11 protein-coding genes are annotated in these 15,191 nt (G+C 35.6%); 4 read left to right on the top strand and 7 right to left on the bottom strand.

Annotated elements, in window-relative coordinates; all coding sequences use genetic code 11:
• Window positions 1-627 precede the first annotated feature (627 nt).
• Window positions 628-1,272 (top strand): GNAT family N-acetyltransferase, encoded by a 645-nt coding sequence (locus BC008_RS15220; protein WP_058183149.1) that lies wholly within the window; start codon window positions 628-630, stop codon window positions 1,270-1,272.
• 978 nt (window positions 1,273-2,250) lie between these two features.
• Window positions 2,251-2,805: a hypothetical protein gene (locus BC008_RS15215; protein WP_027842565.1), complete on the top strand. Its 555-nt coding sequence runs from the start codon at window positions 2,251-2,253 to the stop codon at window positions 2,803-2,805.
• Window positions 2,806-2,840: 35 nt separating this feature from the next.
• Here BC008_RS15215 and BC008_RS15210 read toward each other — a convergent pair whose 3' ends face one another.
• From BC008_RS15210 to BC008_RS15190, 5 genes are all read right to left on the bottom strand, one after another.
• Window positions 2,841-3,998 carry a histidinol-phosphate transaminase gene (locus BC008_RS15210; protein ID WP_027842566.1) on the bottom strand — a complete coding sequence of 386 codons (1,158 nt, stop codon included), beginning with the start codon at window positions 3,996-3,998 and terminating at the stop codon, window positions 2,841-2,843.
• Window positions 3,999-4,216: 218 nt separating this feature from the next.
• Entirely contained in the window at window positions 4,217-4,855 is a 639-nt protein-coding gene (locus BC008_RS15205; RefSeq protein WP_027842567.1) for a YqiA/YcfP family alpha/beta fold hydrolase, read from the bottom strand.
• Between the two features lie 170 nt (window positions 4,856-5,025).
• Window positions 5,026-6,405 carry a glutathione-disulfide reductase gene (gene gor / locus BC008_RS15200; RefSeq protein WP_027842568.1) on the bottom strand — a complete coding sequence of 460 codons (1,380 nt, stop codon included), beginning with the start codon at window positions 6,403-6,405 and terminating at the stop codon, window positions 5,026-5,028.
• Between the two features lie 116 nt (window positions 6,406-6,521).
• Complete coding sequence (gorA, locus tag BC008_RS15195; protein WP_027842569.1) at window positions 6,522-7,868, bottom strand: glutathione-disulfide reductase; 1,347 nt, start codon at window positions 7,866-7,868, stop codon at window positions 6,522-6,524.
• Window positions 7,869-7,974: 106 nt separating this feature from the next.
• Entirely contained in the window at window positions 7,975-9,045 is a 1,071-nt protein-coding gene (locus BC008_RS15190) for a glutathione S-transferase family protein (protein ID WP_027842570.1), read from the bottom strand.
• 180 nt (window positions 9,046-9,225) lie between these two features.
• Between BC008_RS15190 and BC008_RS15185 the strand changes: the two genes are divergently transcribed.
• The gene (locus BC008_RS15185) at window positions 9,226-9,645 is read left to right on the top strand and encodes a hypothetical protein (protein WP_027842571.1); all 420 of its coding nucleotides are present in this window, start codon (window positions 9,226-9,228) and stop codon (window positions 9,643-9,645) included.
• A 39-nt stretch (window positions 9,646-9,684) separates the two neighbouring features.
• Here BC008_RS15185 and BC008_RS15180 read toward each other — a convergent pair whose 3' ends face one another.
• Window positions 9,685-11,142 carry an alkaline phosphatase D family protein gene (locus BC008_RS15180; protein ID WP_027842572.1) on the bottom strand — a complete coding sequence of 486 codons (1,458 nt, stop codon included), beginning with the start codon at window positions 11,140-11,142 and terminating at the stop codon, window positions 9,685-9,687.
• Between the two features lie 68 nt (window positions 11,143-11,210).
• Window positions 11,211-12,695 carry a FecR family protein gene (locus tag BC008_RS15175; RefSeq protein ID WP_063800773.1) on the bottom strand — a complete coding sequence of 495 codons (1,485 nt, stop codon included), beginning with the start codon at window positions 12,693-12,695 and terminating at the stop codon, window positions 11,211-11,213.
• A gap of 356 nt (window positions 12,696-13,051) precedes the next feature.
• On the opposite strand from BC008_RS15175, the gene BC008_RS15165 reads away from it, so the two are divergent.
• Window positions 13,052-14,815 carry a hypothetical protein gene (locus BC008_RS15165; protein ID WP_058183156.1) on the top strand — a complete coding sequence of 588 codons (1,764 nt, stop codon included), beginning with the start codon at window positions 13,052-13,054 and terminating at the stop codon, window positions 14,813-14,815.
• Window positions 14,816-15,191 lie beyond the last annotated feature (376 nt).

The following is a 15,191-nucleotide window of genomic DNA, read 5'->3' as shown; positions in this document are numbered from 1 at the left end:
TCTGTTTTACTAATACCGGCGACCTCTAAGAGCGAACCTCAAATATTATTTATACAGCTACTAGTTAAAGTTTTATTATTTTCTAGCTTAGTTTAATTGATTTTTTTTATGAAAGTTTTCCCGATACTCCCAAAAATCAATGCAAATAGTTTACCAATACTCACTTAAGGTAGAAATAAAATGATAATTGATTTTTGATTAAAATTTGTATTTTACTATATGCTCCTTAAAGCAATCACTAATTGTATTGTGCAAACGCATAAACAACTGTATTAATCATCCTGAGTTATCTTCAAATATGAGCAACAATCCACTAAAATTGGCTTGATGGTTTTGGTGTAGTTATATTTTCACTACCCGAAAACCCCATCAGTGGCTAGTCTGCATATTGATTGTCTAATAACCTCATTAGGTCAATCAATCGCCCACAGTAGATAAGTAATGTACTCAGAATTATGATTTTCTATTTAAATTTATCCAAACTTGTCCATCTTACTTAAATTTACTGTACCTGACATAATTAAGAACTATAATTAAAGCCTTGCTCGTATTGTGTTGAGGCGGTCGATGTTGGGAAAATACTTTCCACAGACACAATAGAACTTTATATTTTTTAGAAATAAATCTTTGAAAAAAGTTAATTCTAAGTTTCCTTTAAGACCCTGGTTTTATAATCAATCTAACCAAGATATATTTACATCTGTCACGAATAAAATTTCATCCCCATTGCAAATCCGTCCAGCAAACCCAGCCGATCTGAGTGTTGTAGCCCAAATTATTGCTGAAAGCTTCCACTCTCAAAGTGGTGTTTGGGGTTTACTTTTTCCTCTATTACGTTTGGGTATTTATGAAGATTTACGACATCGTCTTACTTCATCAGCACCTCATCACATTTGTTTAGTGGCTGTTGATATAAATGGCAATGAATCAAATAATCTAGTTGGAAGTGTGGAATTGGGAGTGCGCTTTAGTGATTCTTGGACGCAAAGTGGTCGTAGCTTTCCCTATCTTTCAAATTTGGCTGTTAATCCAAAATATCGTCGAAGAGGTGTGGCTTCTAGCTTGTTACTAAGTTGCGAGCGAGTTGCTCTTACTTGGGGTTTTCAAGACATATATCTTCATGTTTTAGAAAATAATCATCAAGCACGGCAACTTTATTTGAAACAAGGATATCGCGTACAGAAAGTAGAATTTAGTTGGAATAGTTTTATCTTCCGAGGCTCTCAGCAAATTTTCTTACATAAACACTTGAATAAAGATACCAAATCTTAGTTGCTTGTTTAATCTTATTTAGTTTTTTATTCAAAAATCCGATAAATTGAATTCATTTTTTGTATTTACCTCAAAAATAAAGTTTTGATTTACTGCGATATTTTTTTGTAGTATCTTTTATTATTTTTGAGTCATATAGTGAATAAGACAATAAATCAATCATAAAATGTTAGGAAAACACTATATTGCTAATGATTTTTTTATTAAAATTAAGTAATTCCTATTTATTCTTATTGTATCTTAATAATATTCCCATTTTTTTACTTTATTCTTATCGCACTTAGTTAACAAAAATCTTTTAAGAAGGATGTTATATCTAAATAAGTAATTTTTTAAATCAATGAATCAATAAAATTAAAGTATAAAAGTGTTGTCATACTTACTTTTATAATTTTAGGAAAATTTTTTTATTTCTATGATATCTCTATGTAATGATTCTTTCGAGCTACTAGTTCTACACTGTACTGAATTTAGAATCACTAAAAATTTCATCTATTGTGTACAAAAAAATAAATAATTCTGAGATAACTATATTTTTGATAAAAATCTCTGCTTATTTTTAATAGAAAAATTTAATGCGAAAAAATTTAATTAAAAAATATTTAATGAACTTTTGTTGATACATATAATAATAGTTCTGAGAATGTCAATTATCTTAAAGATAGACATTATTTATTTGTCACCGTTGGATATTAAGTTATAAAAGTTAAAACAAATTTGATAATCCTTATACTAACTTTGTCAGTAGAATATCCATCTTTATCGAAAATTTAAGTAAAGCTATGGACTGCTAGCAGACAAACAAAGTCATGTATCATAAAATATGATTAATCAATCAATGATAACGACTGTTTTTGCTACTTCTAGTTTTCAATAACTGAAAAAGTTGTTGGTAATGAAAAAATAAATTAGAAGCTGAATTTAGCTTTTAAAAAGCTAGACTAGTATAAAAACGATCAACATTCTTGACAAACACAAATGGATAGCGAAAAGCGCCTACGCTATCAAAATTCTATGGTATCTACTTATTACCCTAACACTAGATTGTTTGAGTGTATTGTTATTCCCGATGAAAGAGAGCGAGAAGAATGTTCTGACCTGCTTACCACTCTGCGCAGTGGTAAAGTACTGATGGTAAATAGTCGCAGGAGAAATGGGTTAATTTTATTCAAGCGTTACCACGCAGAATTTGCAGGTCCTGGTGCTGTTGTCGGTGGTAGTTACGATTTAGATTGTTATGGATTGCTACCAATAGGAAATCTTTCTTTATTAACTCCTGAGTCCCACGAGGAACGCCAAAAGGCTTATTTGATTAGGCGTCAATGGGTGAGATTGATTAAACAAATTACAGAAAATGCTGTTCCACAGCAAAGAGTACAGAAGATTCTCGATCAATTTGAAGAATATTTTCCAGTTAATGTTGTATCTCAATTACCATCAGAAGCTTTTGCAATGTTAGTGGGGGTATTACCACAAACTGTGACAAAAGTTAGAGGTTTGGTTTCCCAAAAAAAAGGTGGATCCAATTATTAATTTTTATTATTTAATCCAAGTTTTAACTCTACTTATTAAGCAGTAACTTGAGGATAAAGACTATTTAAAACAGTTTTTAATCTTTCTATTGTACGGATATTTTCTTCTGGAGTTCCTATAGTAATTCTTAGTCCACCGCTAATTTGTCTGACAAGAGTACCGTTATCTTTTAGTCTTTGAGTGAGAGTTACAAAACCTTTTTGTTCGGGATTAAGTAGATCTTGCTGAAGTTTTAGAAAAACGAAATTAGCTGAACTTTGCCAAATTTTCAATTCTGGGTTTTTAGAAAAAGTTTCAATAAAATTTATCCGTTCTGAAATTGTTTGGGGGATTGTTTCTAATAAAGTATGACGGTTTTCCATTGCTATTAAAGCCGCTGCAATTGAAAAACTGGGAAGATTATAAGGTAAACGGACTTTTTCCAGAATCGCAATTAAATTTGGATTAGCTACACAATATCCAACTCGCATTGATGCTAACCGAAAAGCTTTGGAAAATGTGCGTAATACTATCCAATTAGAGTGATTTTGCAATTCACTAACTAAGCTGTGCTGACAGAATTCAAAGTAAGCTTCATCAATTACGACTAAAATATTTTCTGGTATTTTTCTTAACCAGTTTATTTCCGTTTCAGTCAAAGGGTTTGCTGTGGGAGAATTAGGATGGACAACAAAAACAACCCTAACTGGTGGATTTTGATTTTGTTCTATAGCTGTTTGTGCTGCTTGTAAATCAATTTCGAAGTTTTCTTGATTTCTACCTACCTGTATTACTGGTATACCAAGGGTTTGAGCCGTAATACCATACATGGAAAATGTGGGATTTGCAACTAATATTGAACCTTCTCCCAAACAAGTTGCAATTAATATGGAGCGGATTAATTCATCGGAACCGTTACCGACAGAAATATTATTCTCACTAAAAGTATTTGGAGGGAGTGAAACTGATTCGTTGACATATCCTGCGATCGCACGCTTCAGATTTTGATGTCCACCGTCAGGATAGCGGTTAGTTTCAATTATCCGTTCGTAGTTAGCAGCTAATTTTTTTTTCAATTCGATTGGTAAGTCATAGGGACTTTCATTGGTATCCAAACGATCAAATTGAGTAGCAACAGGTTCTGCTGTATTGCTACCGGGATGAGGTTTATAAGCGCTGAACTTAGCTAAATCGGAACGGATGAACGGAAGCATGAGAATAATAAAGCTGTAGATACACAAATTTATAACAGAATTCGGGAGTCGGCAGCTATATCTTGTTTGCTTAAATTGTTATTATTTTCTATTTTTGAGTTTTATTGATAACTGGTCGATTATTTAAAGTGCTATCTGATTTTATATTCTAAGGAGTTTTTAATCTTGATATTTTTAGTTAAACCTCTGAATAAAAGAATACCCTTGAATTTTAAATCTTAAACTTCAAATTGACAAAAACTGTGAATTTCGCGCCATATTTGAGGAAACACATTACCTAAACTATGGTCGCTATCAAGCTCAACTAATTTAACCCAAGGACGTTGACCAGCAAAATCACGACTGGCTTCAATGGGGATAACCTCATCATTTTTCCCATGCAAAATTAAAGTTGGAATGGAACGTTGTAATCCGTCTTCGGAATATTGATTCGCATCTGTGAGAAAATCATAACTCAAAGGTACTTCCCGTTCTTCTCTATAGTGATAAACCATTAAATATTTTTCTTTTTCCCAGCGCTGTATCTTTTCTTCCCCAAGCTTTGGTAACCAGTGAGATAAAAATCCAAAAGCTGGAGCAAGTAATACCAAGCGTTGCACCACTGGATGTTTTTCTCCCAAATGAGCTGCTGTTAAACCCCCTAAACTCGAACCAATTAAAGTTACAGGTAACTCTGCATTATCGAAGTATGCAGTAACTTGCTTTACTTGTCGCGTAATTGTTAAATGGGAAAAATCATTGTTATTTAGATCGGGAATTATCAAATTAATTTTATTCTCTGCAAAACGTTGTTCTATGTAACGAGCTTTGTTAGAGTTTGGACTAGATGCAAAGCCATGAAGGTAAATGTATTGCAATTGTTTTATTTAGGGAACGGGGAACAGGGAACGGAGAACGGGGAACAGGTAAATTCCCCAAGAGTTATTGCAAGTTATATTAGTCATAATTTTTACCTGCAGGGGCGCACCGCAGTGCCCCCTAATAAAAGATATATTATTTGTGAAACCTATTGTGAAAATTCCTTAAATCATCGCATTGTGACAAATTCTTCTGCTGATGAGGGGTGAATACCAACCGTAGCATCAAAATCTTTTTTGGTTGCTCCCATTTTGACGGCGATCGCTACACCTTGAACAATTTCAGCAGCATAGTCACCTACCATATGAGCGCCTAAAACCTCATCGTTTTCTGCATTGACTATCAGCTTCATCATTGTTCTTTCTTGTTGATCTGGTAAAGTGTAGAACATCGGACGAAAGCGACTGCGATAAATTTTGACGCCATCTTCTCCAAATTTTTCCTTAGCTTGTACTTCTGTCATACCCACCGTTGCTGCTTCCGGTGTGGAGAATACTGCTGTGGCTACTTTTTCGTGGCTGAATATCCTACGGTTATTACCGAATTCACTGTCAGCAAATGCTCTACCTTCACCAATTGCTACTGGAGTTAGGTTAATTCTTTCAGTAACATCACCGACAGCATAAATATTTGCTTGTGTTGTTTGACTATATTCATTGACTTTAATAGCATCTATGGTGCTATATCCTGGTCCTGCAACAGAACTGTCGACCATTTTAACGCCTACATTTTCTAGACCCAATCCACTGACATTGGGAGCACGACCAGTTGCAACTAAAAACACATCAGCAGCGATGTTTTCTTCTGTATCTCCAGATAAATTTAGCTTCAAACCTGCTGATACTTTCTCTACCGAATTAACCACGGTGTTTGTGATGATGCGGATACCATGGCCAATCATTCCTTCTTGAATATTATTGCGGATATCTACATCAAAACCTTTAAGTATCTTATCTTTACGAATAATTTGGGTAACTTCACAACCCAAACCACGCATAATACAAGCAAACTCAGTACCAATGTAACCCGCACCAATAATAGCAATATGCTTTGGTTTTTCTTGGAGATGAAAGATTTCTCTGGAAGTGATACTGTGTTCCATACCAGGTAAATCTGGTTTAATAGGACGTCCACCAACTGCAATCAAAATTTTATCAGTAGTAAATTTACGCCCATCTACTTCTACTGTATGGGGATCAATCAAGCTAGCACGACCTGTAATTAGTTCGACACCCGCTTTTTCCAAAAAACTAATATGTAATCGTGAAAGTCGTTTAACTTCGTTATCTATAGAAGTAATAAATTTTTCCCAGTCAAATTCTATATCACCGACCTTCCAACCGTAACCAGCAGCACTCTCAAACAAAGAAGGAAAATGAGAGCCATAAACCATTAATTTTTTTGGAACACAACCGCGAATTACACAGGTTCCACCTACTAAATCATTTTCGGCGATCGCTACTTTTGCTCCATAACTTGCAGCACGTTTGGAAGCTGCTAAACCACCGGAACCAGCACCAATCACAAATAGGTCGTAGTCGTATGACATATATCTTAAATGATGTCTTTCTCGTAATTATTAAATCTTAGAGGACTTATACAAGATTAAAGAAGAAATACTTAAATTAGATTCATGTGCTTTAACTTGTCAGTCCTACCCCAAATTTAACTTAACGTGAGAAATTCCTCTGCGGTAGTAGGGTGAATGGCAATGGTATCATCTAAATCTTGCTTAGTAATACCTTTACGAATTGCAACACCCAAACTTTGAATAATATCAGCAGCGTGTTCTCCCACCATATGAGCGCCTAAAATCCGCTCTGATTCTCCTTCTACAACTAGTTTCATTAAAGCTTGTTCATCTTTGATTGTTAACTGAGATATCAAGGGCTGAAACTTAGTTTGGTAACATTTGATGGAATCACCAAACTTTTCTTTAGCTTTTTCCTCACTCATTCCTATACTTGCTGCTTCCGGACGGGTAAAAACGGCAGAAGGGACATGTTCGTAATTTACAGTTTGTGGTTGATCGCCAAAAACCGTTTTCACAAAAGCTGTTGCTTCCGCTTTAGCTACAGGTGTTAATTGTAAGCGATCAGTACAATCCCCGACAGCATAAATGTTTTCCTGGGTGGTACGACTATATTCATCAACTAGGATTTCTTGTTTTTCTCCTAATTTAACTCCTGCATTTTCCAAGCCTAAATTGCTGGTATTGGGAGCGCGACCAGTTGCAACTAAGACGCTATCTGCAGTCATGATTTTTTGGGAATCACCAGCGATTGTTAATAGCAAGTTATCTTCACAAAACTTAATTGCCTTTGCCGTACTGTTACCAATAAAACGAATTCCTCTATTGCTCAAACCATCTTGAACGTGGCGACGAACATCGCAATCGAATCCAGATAAAATTATTTTACTGGTATCAATTACAGTTACCTCACAACCAAAAGCATTCATCATGCTGGCAAACTCGACTCCTATGTAGCCACCACCAATAATTGCGAGACGTTTTGGTAAATGGGGTAGCTTAAAAATTTGGCGGGAAGTAATGCCATATTCGATACCTCGGATATCAGGTTTCATTGGCTGCGCGCCCACCGCAATTAGAAATTTATCGGCTGTAATGTTGCGTCCGTCGACTTCAACTGTATGCTCGTCAACGAATTTTGCGTGACTCCGGAATAATTCAATCCCAGCCTTTTCTAATGTTTCTTGATAAGATTCGTGAATACTTTTAATCTGTTGGCGTACAGAATTAATAAAACGCAACCAGCTAAAATGCCTTTTACTCTCGCTCCAACCATAGTCATGAGCCATTCGATTTTTTAAGGCAAAATCAGCAGCGTAAACAATAAATTTTTTGGGTACACAACCGCGGTTCAAACAGGTTCCACCAAGGGCTTCCTTTTCGGCGACCCCAACACGAATACCGTATTGAGCTGCAGCTTTTGCTGCTGCTGCACCACCAGAACCAACACCAATCACAAATAGGTCGTAATCGAATGGCATATCTACTTTGCACTTTTTGTCAACAACTATAAAAATAGAAAATCTCTGATTATCAGGTCAGTATCTTAAGGAAGGATATGGAAATCTAATGTGAAGATTTTTGTACTTAATTTACCACTTTTTTACCAATATTTTGCCGATTGTGTGGTTCCCAAAGATTCCTAATATCTGGACCGGAAGGAATTATTCCTCCAGGATTAAGGGGGAACAAGTTTCCGTAATAATCCTGCTTAATACTATTTAGATCGCAGGTTTCTGATACTTTGGGAAGTTGATACAGGTCGCGTAAATAAGAGCCCAAGTTTTGATAATCCCGAATGCGACGACGGTTACACTTGAATAAGCCGTAGTACACAATATCAAAACGAAACAAAGTAGTAAATAAGCGCACATCTGCGATAGTTAATTCTTCTCCACACAAATATCGATTTGTTGCTAAAACTGCATCAATCTCATTCAAAGTTGTAAATAACTCGTCACAAGCTTGGTCATAGGCTGATTGAGTTTGGGCAAATCCACAACGATATACCCCATTATTTACTGTATGGTAGATTTTTTCGTTCCACTCATCTATTTGCGAACGCAATTTTTCTGGATAAAGATCTAATGTGGGGTTAGTCGCAAAATCATTAAACTGAGAATTTAGGATAACAATAATCTCTGCACTTTCATTGTTGACTATTGTTTGAGTTTGCTTATCCCATAGGACTGGGACAGTACAACGTCCTTGGTAACCTGGCGACCCAAGATTATATAGTTCTGGGAGCGTGCGCAAACCTTCTTCCTCTTGGGAGAAAATCCAAATTCCTCGGTCGGGGGAAGGGAATACTATTGATACTTCTATTGAATCTTCTAAACCTTTTAGCGCTCTTACAACTAAAGTTCTATGAGCCCAAGGACATCCTAAACCAACATACAGACGATAACGTCCTTTTGCTGATTGATAGGTACTTTTGGGGCTATTAACATCAACGGTAGCAATATTAGGAGTTGCAATATCAGTGGTATCAATCAAATTTCTAAACTGACTTTCAGGACGAACATATGCTCCGGTTTTACTACGAGGAGCAAGATTAGACATCATAAATTTCCACATGGTTGTCCAAACAAACTTACCAAGTTTGATCATGAAACCAGATGGGAGGGACTTACCTTGTTTTTTGATTTGTTTATTCATATACAAAAGTATTTTTTATTCAATTATTATGCTGTTCACCCGGAAATCATCTCAGTCATGCTGTTGTAAAATATAAGATTTACTAAGGTAAATTGTGCCGAAGATTATTTAGCAGATTATTTAGTAAGTTTTATAATTTACCGTGTAATACTTAATTGGATGAGGTTAGAGCAGAAAAATATGGATATTTCAAGTATTCCTAAAGTGTTTTGGTATTCTTTGAGTATCTCATTATTGTCGCTTACAACAGGTTTGACAGTATCATCAATTTTTGCAACTAGCGTTTCGGTTGAAGTTGCAAACTCAAAAATAAATCTTAGCAAAAATATTAATAGCGTCCAAAGAATCAATCAGGACTTAAAAAATAAAGTTGAAGAATTGGAGGAAATAGATAAAGCTTATAAACAATTACAGCAAAAATATAATAGACTTCTCAAGTCTACAAAGCCATCAGTGACCCAAGAGTTAAAAGAGTTAAATCGTGAAATACAAAAATTTCAGAGCCGAGTAAGGAAAATAGAGAATGAAGATTTGAAAGAGAAAATACTTCAAAATGAAGAGAAACTAGAAGCTATTAATGAACAAATATCAGTAAACTAAATTATTGATTTTTTATATTTTACTTCACATATTTAATAATTATAAGCCGCATTTTTTTGTGTATACTAGCCTCCCTTTGCGAGAAAATACCTCCACTTTTAAATTACTTTCATCGAAGGATGATTTTTCAACACTAACCCTAGTAAAATTATCATTGGAATAAACAGGACTAACATTAACTAATTTATAAGAATGGGAAGAATAAGTTTTCAATTTTCCATCTAGCTGAAAACTACTAGCTTGAGTATGGGCATAGGGCCAAAAAAAAGCAGAAGATACTATAGAAATAATTTTAAAATCAGTTTGCTCTGGACATATTAACTCTGCTGACATTGAACAGTGAACATCACCAGATAGAAAAACAACTGGTTTAATTTTATTCCTAAAAATAAAATCAATTAATTCAGTACGCTGGGATAAAAAACCACCCCACTTATCAGAGTTTTTTGTTTTAGAATCAGGGAAAAATGGGACTGATGATGCAATAAATTTTATTCTTCCCGAATCATTAGTTAACCAAGTTTTAATTGCCTCCATCTGGTGAATACTGATGATTTTTCTTTCACTTTCCTCATTACTTAAATAACGTTCAGTTCGAGTATCAGTAATAAAGAAATCACAACAACCATCGCTAAAGGTATACCAAAATTTTGTTGGTGTACCAGTAATTTTACTTTTATCTTCTGATAGCTCAAATAATGGGCTATGACTCAGTTGATAAGTCATATATGCATGAATCGCCACAGGGAAAAGAGTCACCAAATCTTTTTCTGAGGCTTTCGATGGCCAATTGTCTTCAATCTCATGGTCATCTAAAGTCATATATGTTGGGACTTGCGCCATCAATTTACGGATATATGGTTGGGAAAAAACTTCTTGATAACGTTTAAAAAACTGATGAATTCTTTGGTCTGCAGCAATAAAGTTAAGATCATCAGCGTATATTTGGTCACCAACCATAATTAACCCATCAGTTGCGACCCCTGAATCTATTTGCCGTAAAATAGATCTAAAAGTTTTGTCACCCCGGTCATCAAATAAAGAGCTTCCTAATATTCGTAGTAAATAGCGACAGGAACCAAGAATAAATGAACGATTTTGCTCAGGGTTGTTTGCCGCTGTTTTGAATTTATATGTTGGAATATTAGACCAATCAAATCTTTCAGCTTCAAGATTTTCCAAATTTTTTCGGTAGCATTTAACCCACCCAATCTGATATTCATAATCTTTTTCGGGTAGGAGATTATTGAAAATTACTACCCCAGTCATATCAAAGTTAGGATTTATTCTAAAAATCCTTGGTCTTTGAAAATTTAATTCTCCACCTACGCGAATTCTTGCTATGCCAAAATAGTGAAGTTTTCTATCAAAAAGAGAATTCCACCATTTGAATAAGTCTTGAGTATATTGTTCGTACTTACCACGACCAAATATACGAGCATTGTTACCAGTCACAGACCCTAAAATTGGTCCGACAGTTAAAGTTTTTACTTTCAATGTTCCTAACCCTCTTCAATTAATTTCAAAATTTCTCTATACTTATCAGATATTGAAGAAGTTTTACGTTAATAATTAACCTGCGTTGGTGGAACTGTGGGAGTAGTAGGTTGGTGTTGTTGTGCAGGTTCTTGAGTCGGTGGAACTGTAGGAGTAATAGGTTGGGGTTGTTCCACAGGTTCTTGAGTTGGTGGAACTGGTGGAGTAGTAGGTTGGGGTTGTTCCACAGGTTCTTGAGTTGGTGGAACTGTAGGAGTAGTAGGTTGGGGTTGTTCTACAGGTTCTTGAGTTGGTGGAACTGATGGAGTAGTAGGTTGGGGTTGTTCTACAGGTTCTTGAGTTGGTGGAACTGATGGAGTAGTAGGTTGGGGTTGTTCTACAGGTTCTTGAGTTGGTGGAACTGATGGAGTAGTAGGTTGGGGTTGTTCTACAGGTTCTTGAGTTGGTGGAACTGATGGAGTAGTAGGATTTGGTGGATTTGACGGACTTGTAGGAGTTATAGGTTGTCCTGGTTGTGTTGGTTGATTAATAGGTGGGGTCTTAATTATTACAGTCGGTCTTGATGGCGGTGATGTTGTAGGTACGGGTTTTATTACAGGTTTTGAAGTGACAGGTGCAATAGATGTTGCAGGTACAGGTTTTGTTACGGGTTGATTTACAGGTTTTTTAATAGTGTTATTTCTTCGGGTATTTGGATTATTATTTTTTCTAACTGCTGAGCCAACCTCGGACGCATCTATTAAGTTTGTATCCTGTTGATACCGAGCAGCTGCACCTGCTGTTGTTTTACGAGGAGTTTGAGTACTTAATTTAATAAAAGATGGATTTTTTTCAACCTTTGCACCAATCAAAGGCTTTTGCTCAGCTAGAGCATCTGTAGTTTCAGCTTGAACGCTAGCGATCGCTGGGTCTGGATTTGGTACTTTAGAGTTTGTTAGATCCAATCCCTCTACCAACTCGCTAGTCTCATAAAATGTTCTTAGATCGAAATCATACAAACCTGCGATTCTATCTTTAACTATTACCAATAACTGACCCGCAGCTAAACCGTGAGTTTGCGATGCATCTTTATTAGATACTTGAATCCCACTATCTGTTAGTGCTCCGACGATAGTAGTATCTGTTGCTTTGTCGTAACGTACAAATAATGCGGAACCACGAATTGCAGTAGCAGCATTCGGGGTGCGGATACGTGCTCCTCCCCTACCCGGTGGAATAAGTAACAAAGCTGTACCATTGGACAGAAAGAAACGCCTTCTTTTCGGTAAAAAACGAAATATAGCCCGCTCTCCTACCCTTGCGAGAGAGCCATCATTAAAACGTAAATCGGCTAGGGAAGCTTTACCCGTAGATAGACTATCTCCAGGTATCATGCGATCTGTTATCCGTGCTTTGCGCCAAGGTCGTTTTTTTAACCTAAGTTCTACAATATTCCGAAGCTTGTGGATTTCCGCTCTTGTCAACGGAATCTTAGCATGGGCTACCCCAGAAAAAGGTAAAAGTATCACTCCCCATACACCAAGAATTGAAATTGAAAATATTTTGCAAAACATATTTATCTGGGAACCTTAATGTTTTAACTGATATTCAAACCAGTTAGATGCGGATCCTAATTTTAATCGCTTTTCCCTGATACCATTTATAACAAATTTAATAAGTAATTACGCTGACTATTTAAAAACTTTTCAAAATATCAACATAATAAATTTATTAGTTATTTTCACAAGTCACAATATCGATCAGCACAATTTGAGAAAAAGTATTATTTATCACTTTTATTTTTGCTCGATTTTTGAAAAACTGAGTACAAGAATGGCAACAAAAAACTAAACTTCTGATAAATTAGATTTTTATATTAGAAGTATAGTTAAAAAATATACGTTTGTTTAATAAGTACAAACTACTAAATATGCGAACCAAGAAAGAAAAAAATTCCTGGTTACCAATTCTTATTACTGCCAATGGAGTATTAAGCTTTGTTATACAACCAAATGCAGTTTCAGCAAATGAAACAAGTCTGTATATCGGCAATCAAATTCAAGTCTGCACGAACCCAAATATAGCACTTTCTCAGTTTAGGTTACAAAAAACTTATACATGTAATCAATACCAGCCTGATATTGTAAATCGAGAGAATTATGTATTAGATCGACAGCGTTATTCTCGAAAAATACTACCCAAAGAGAAAAAAAATCCAAAGAAAATTCTACCCAAAAGTATAAAATTTTTAGCGCATTCAGCAGGTCCCATAGACCAATTTAATTTAAAATCTCAATTGAAAAACGCTTCAATTCTTGATGCTGTGACTGAGGAAATTGATTTAGAGCAAAAAATAAAAAATACTAAATTTTCCCTGATTTGTGACCGTATAAATACTGAAATAGAAAAAAAGTCTGACAGTGAAAGTCAGTTTGGGAAACTTGAAAGCATAAATGCTTTGCAATTTTGTCAGAACCCAGTCAATCGGTTTATCCGTGAAGATTCTCAGCCAAACAAAAATAATCAGATAATTGTAAGTTACTCACCAACCTCCTTTCCTTACTTGCTTTCCCAGACAACTGAATCACCACCACAAACTCCTACAGAATCAGCAGTTCAAAATGAGGAAAGTCCCAATCCAACCCCAGAAAATTCTCAAATATTAGATCCACCACCAGTGGAAGGTGAAGCAGCGAATATTGACAGCAATCCATCCCCCGCACAAGTAGAAAAAAATTTAAGCACAAAAAAATCTAAAAGAACTAAAAAAATTGAAAGGTTATTAAAAGTACTAAAATTAAATCAACAACAGCAGTCCGTAAGTTCAAGTAGTGATAAAGACGTAAAGAATGGCGTAAATACCGACGACAATAGTGATACTGAATTAGGAGTAGTTAGAGTCTTAGAAAGACCCTTAGAACAATTACCAATACCAGAAGAACCTGTCGCAAAATTTAAGCCTGTAGGTTATTTGTTAGCTCGCTTCGGTTATTTCCAAACAAGTAATATTTTTTCTGCAGAAGTAGATCCACAATCAGATGGTCTATTTTATTCAGGACTTACACTGTCAAGCATTCCTTTCCGAATCGGGGGTCAAACTTACTTGCGAGGATCTATTGATGGCAATATATTTCGCTATATGGATCAAGTGGACTTTAACTATAACCAGCTTCGATTTAATCTAGGAATTTTCCAGAGACTAAATCCAAAGATGTATGCAGAAATCGGTTGGAGAAACCAGCAGTTATTTTATGCCAGAGATAGCGATCGCTATAATATTGGATCGGGAGAAAAATTTCTGAATGAAAATGCATTCCGCTTGTCTTTGGGAAGACGAGATCCATTAAGTAAAAAATTAATGTTAGATAGCTTTTATGAATTGCGTGTAAGTTTAACTGATATTCCCAGGAAGCGGAATCGCGTTATTAATTATCTTTCGATTTTCTTGAATTATTATTTACAAAAACCTTTGCAAGTTGGTTTGGGTTATCAGTTCAACTACTCAGATTTTACCGAACGTATACGAGAAGACAATTACCACAGATTCCTAGCTAGTCTCAACTATAAAATGTCTGACTATAGCAATCTCAGCCTACAAACAGGAATTTCTCTTGGTAGTTCAACCCAAGATAATATTGACTTTGATGGTTGGTTTTTTAGTATTAATTACAACTTGGATTTAGGTAGATTTTAATTCAAGTAAATTTTAGAACTAGGAATTGGTAACTAGAGATTAGTAACAGTTTAACTAATAACTGTTAGTGGCTCCATTCCGTAGATACCGTAGTGGTACACGTGAATATACACAATACATCAACTAGTAACTGATAACTGATAACTGTTCACCGAAGTCAGAAATATTAACAGACCGCGCCTACGGCGTTAACGTAAGTGGGGCATAAGCACAGCAGAAGTTTTACCTCAACAATAAAGTAAGAGGATTCAAGAACGTTGTTCTGGAAAGCAGGCGGCTACGCCTATCCGCGCAGCACCAACCTGCCGCAAGCAGTTGATCCGCGTAGCACCAACAAGCACAACGCAGTTGAAATGTATTTATTTCTTCCGACCTT

This window comes from Mastigocoleus testarum BC008 (assembly GCF_001456025.1).
GTDB lineage: Bacteria > Cyanobacteriota > Cyanobacteriia > Cyanobacteriales > Nostocaceae > Mastigocoleus > Mastigocoleus testarum.
This window is presented reverse-complemented; position numbering and strand designations above follow the sequence as displayed.

What these genes read in the sequence shown, in the direction of transcription:
- BC008_RS15165 (WP_058183156.1), top strand. Translation starts at nt 13,052, where the DNA reads ATGCGAACCAAGAAAGAAAAAAATTCCTGGTTACCAATTCTTATTACT.
- gor (WP_027842568.1), bottom strand. Translation starts at nt 6,405, where the DNA reads ATGTCATACGACTACGACCTATTTGTGATTGGTGCTGGTTCCGGTGGT.
- BC008_RS15210 (WP_027842566.1), bottom strand. Translation starts at nt 3,998, where the DNA reads ATGCTTCCGTTCATCCGTTCCGATTTAGCTAAGTTCAGCGCTTATAAA.
- BC008_RS15185 (WP_027842571.1), top strand. Translation starts at nt 9,226, where the DNA reads ATGGATATTTCAAGTATTCCTAAAGTGTTTTGGTATTCTTTGAGTATC.
- BC008_RS15215 (WP_027842565.1), top strand. Translation starts at nt 2,251, where the DNA reads ATGGATAGCGAAAAGCGCCTACGCTATCAAAATTCTATGGTATCTACT.
- BC008_RS15190 (WP_027842570.1), bottom strand. Translation starts at nt 9,045, where the DNA reads ATGAATAAACAAATCAAAAAACAAGGTAAGTCCCTCCCATCTGGTTTC.
- BC008_RS15175 (WP_063800773.1), bottom strand. Translation starts at nt 12,695, where the DNA reads ATGTTTTGCAAAATATTTTCAATTTCAATTCTTGGTGTATGGGGAGTG.
- gorA (WP_027842569.1), bottom strand. Translation starts at nt 7,868, where the DNA reads ATGCCATTCGATTACGACCTATTTGTGATTGGTGTTGGTTCTGGTGGT.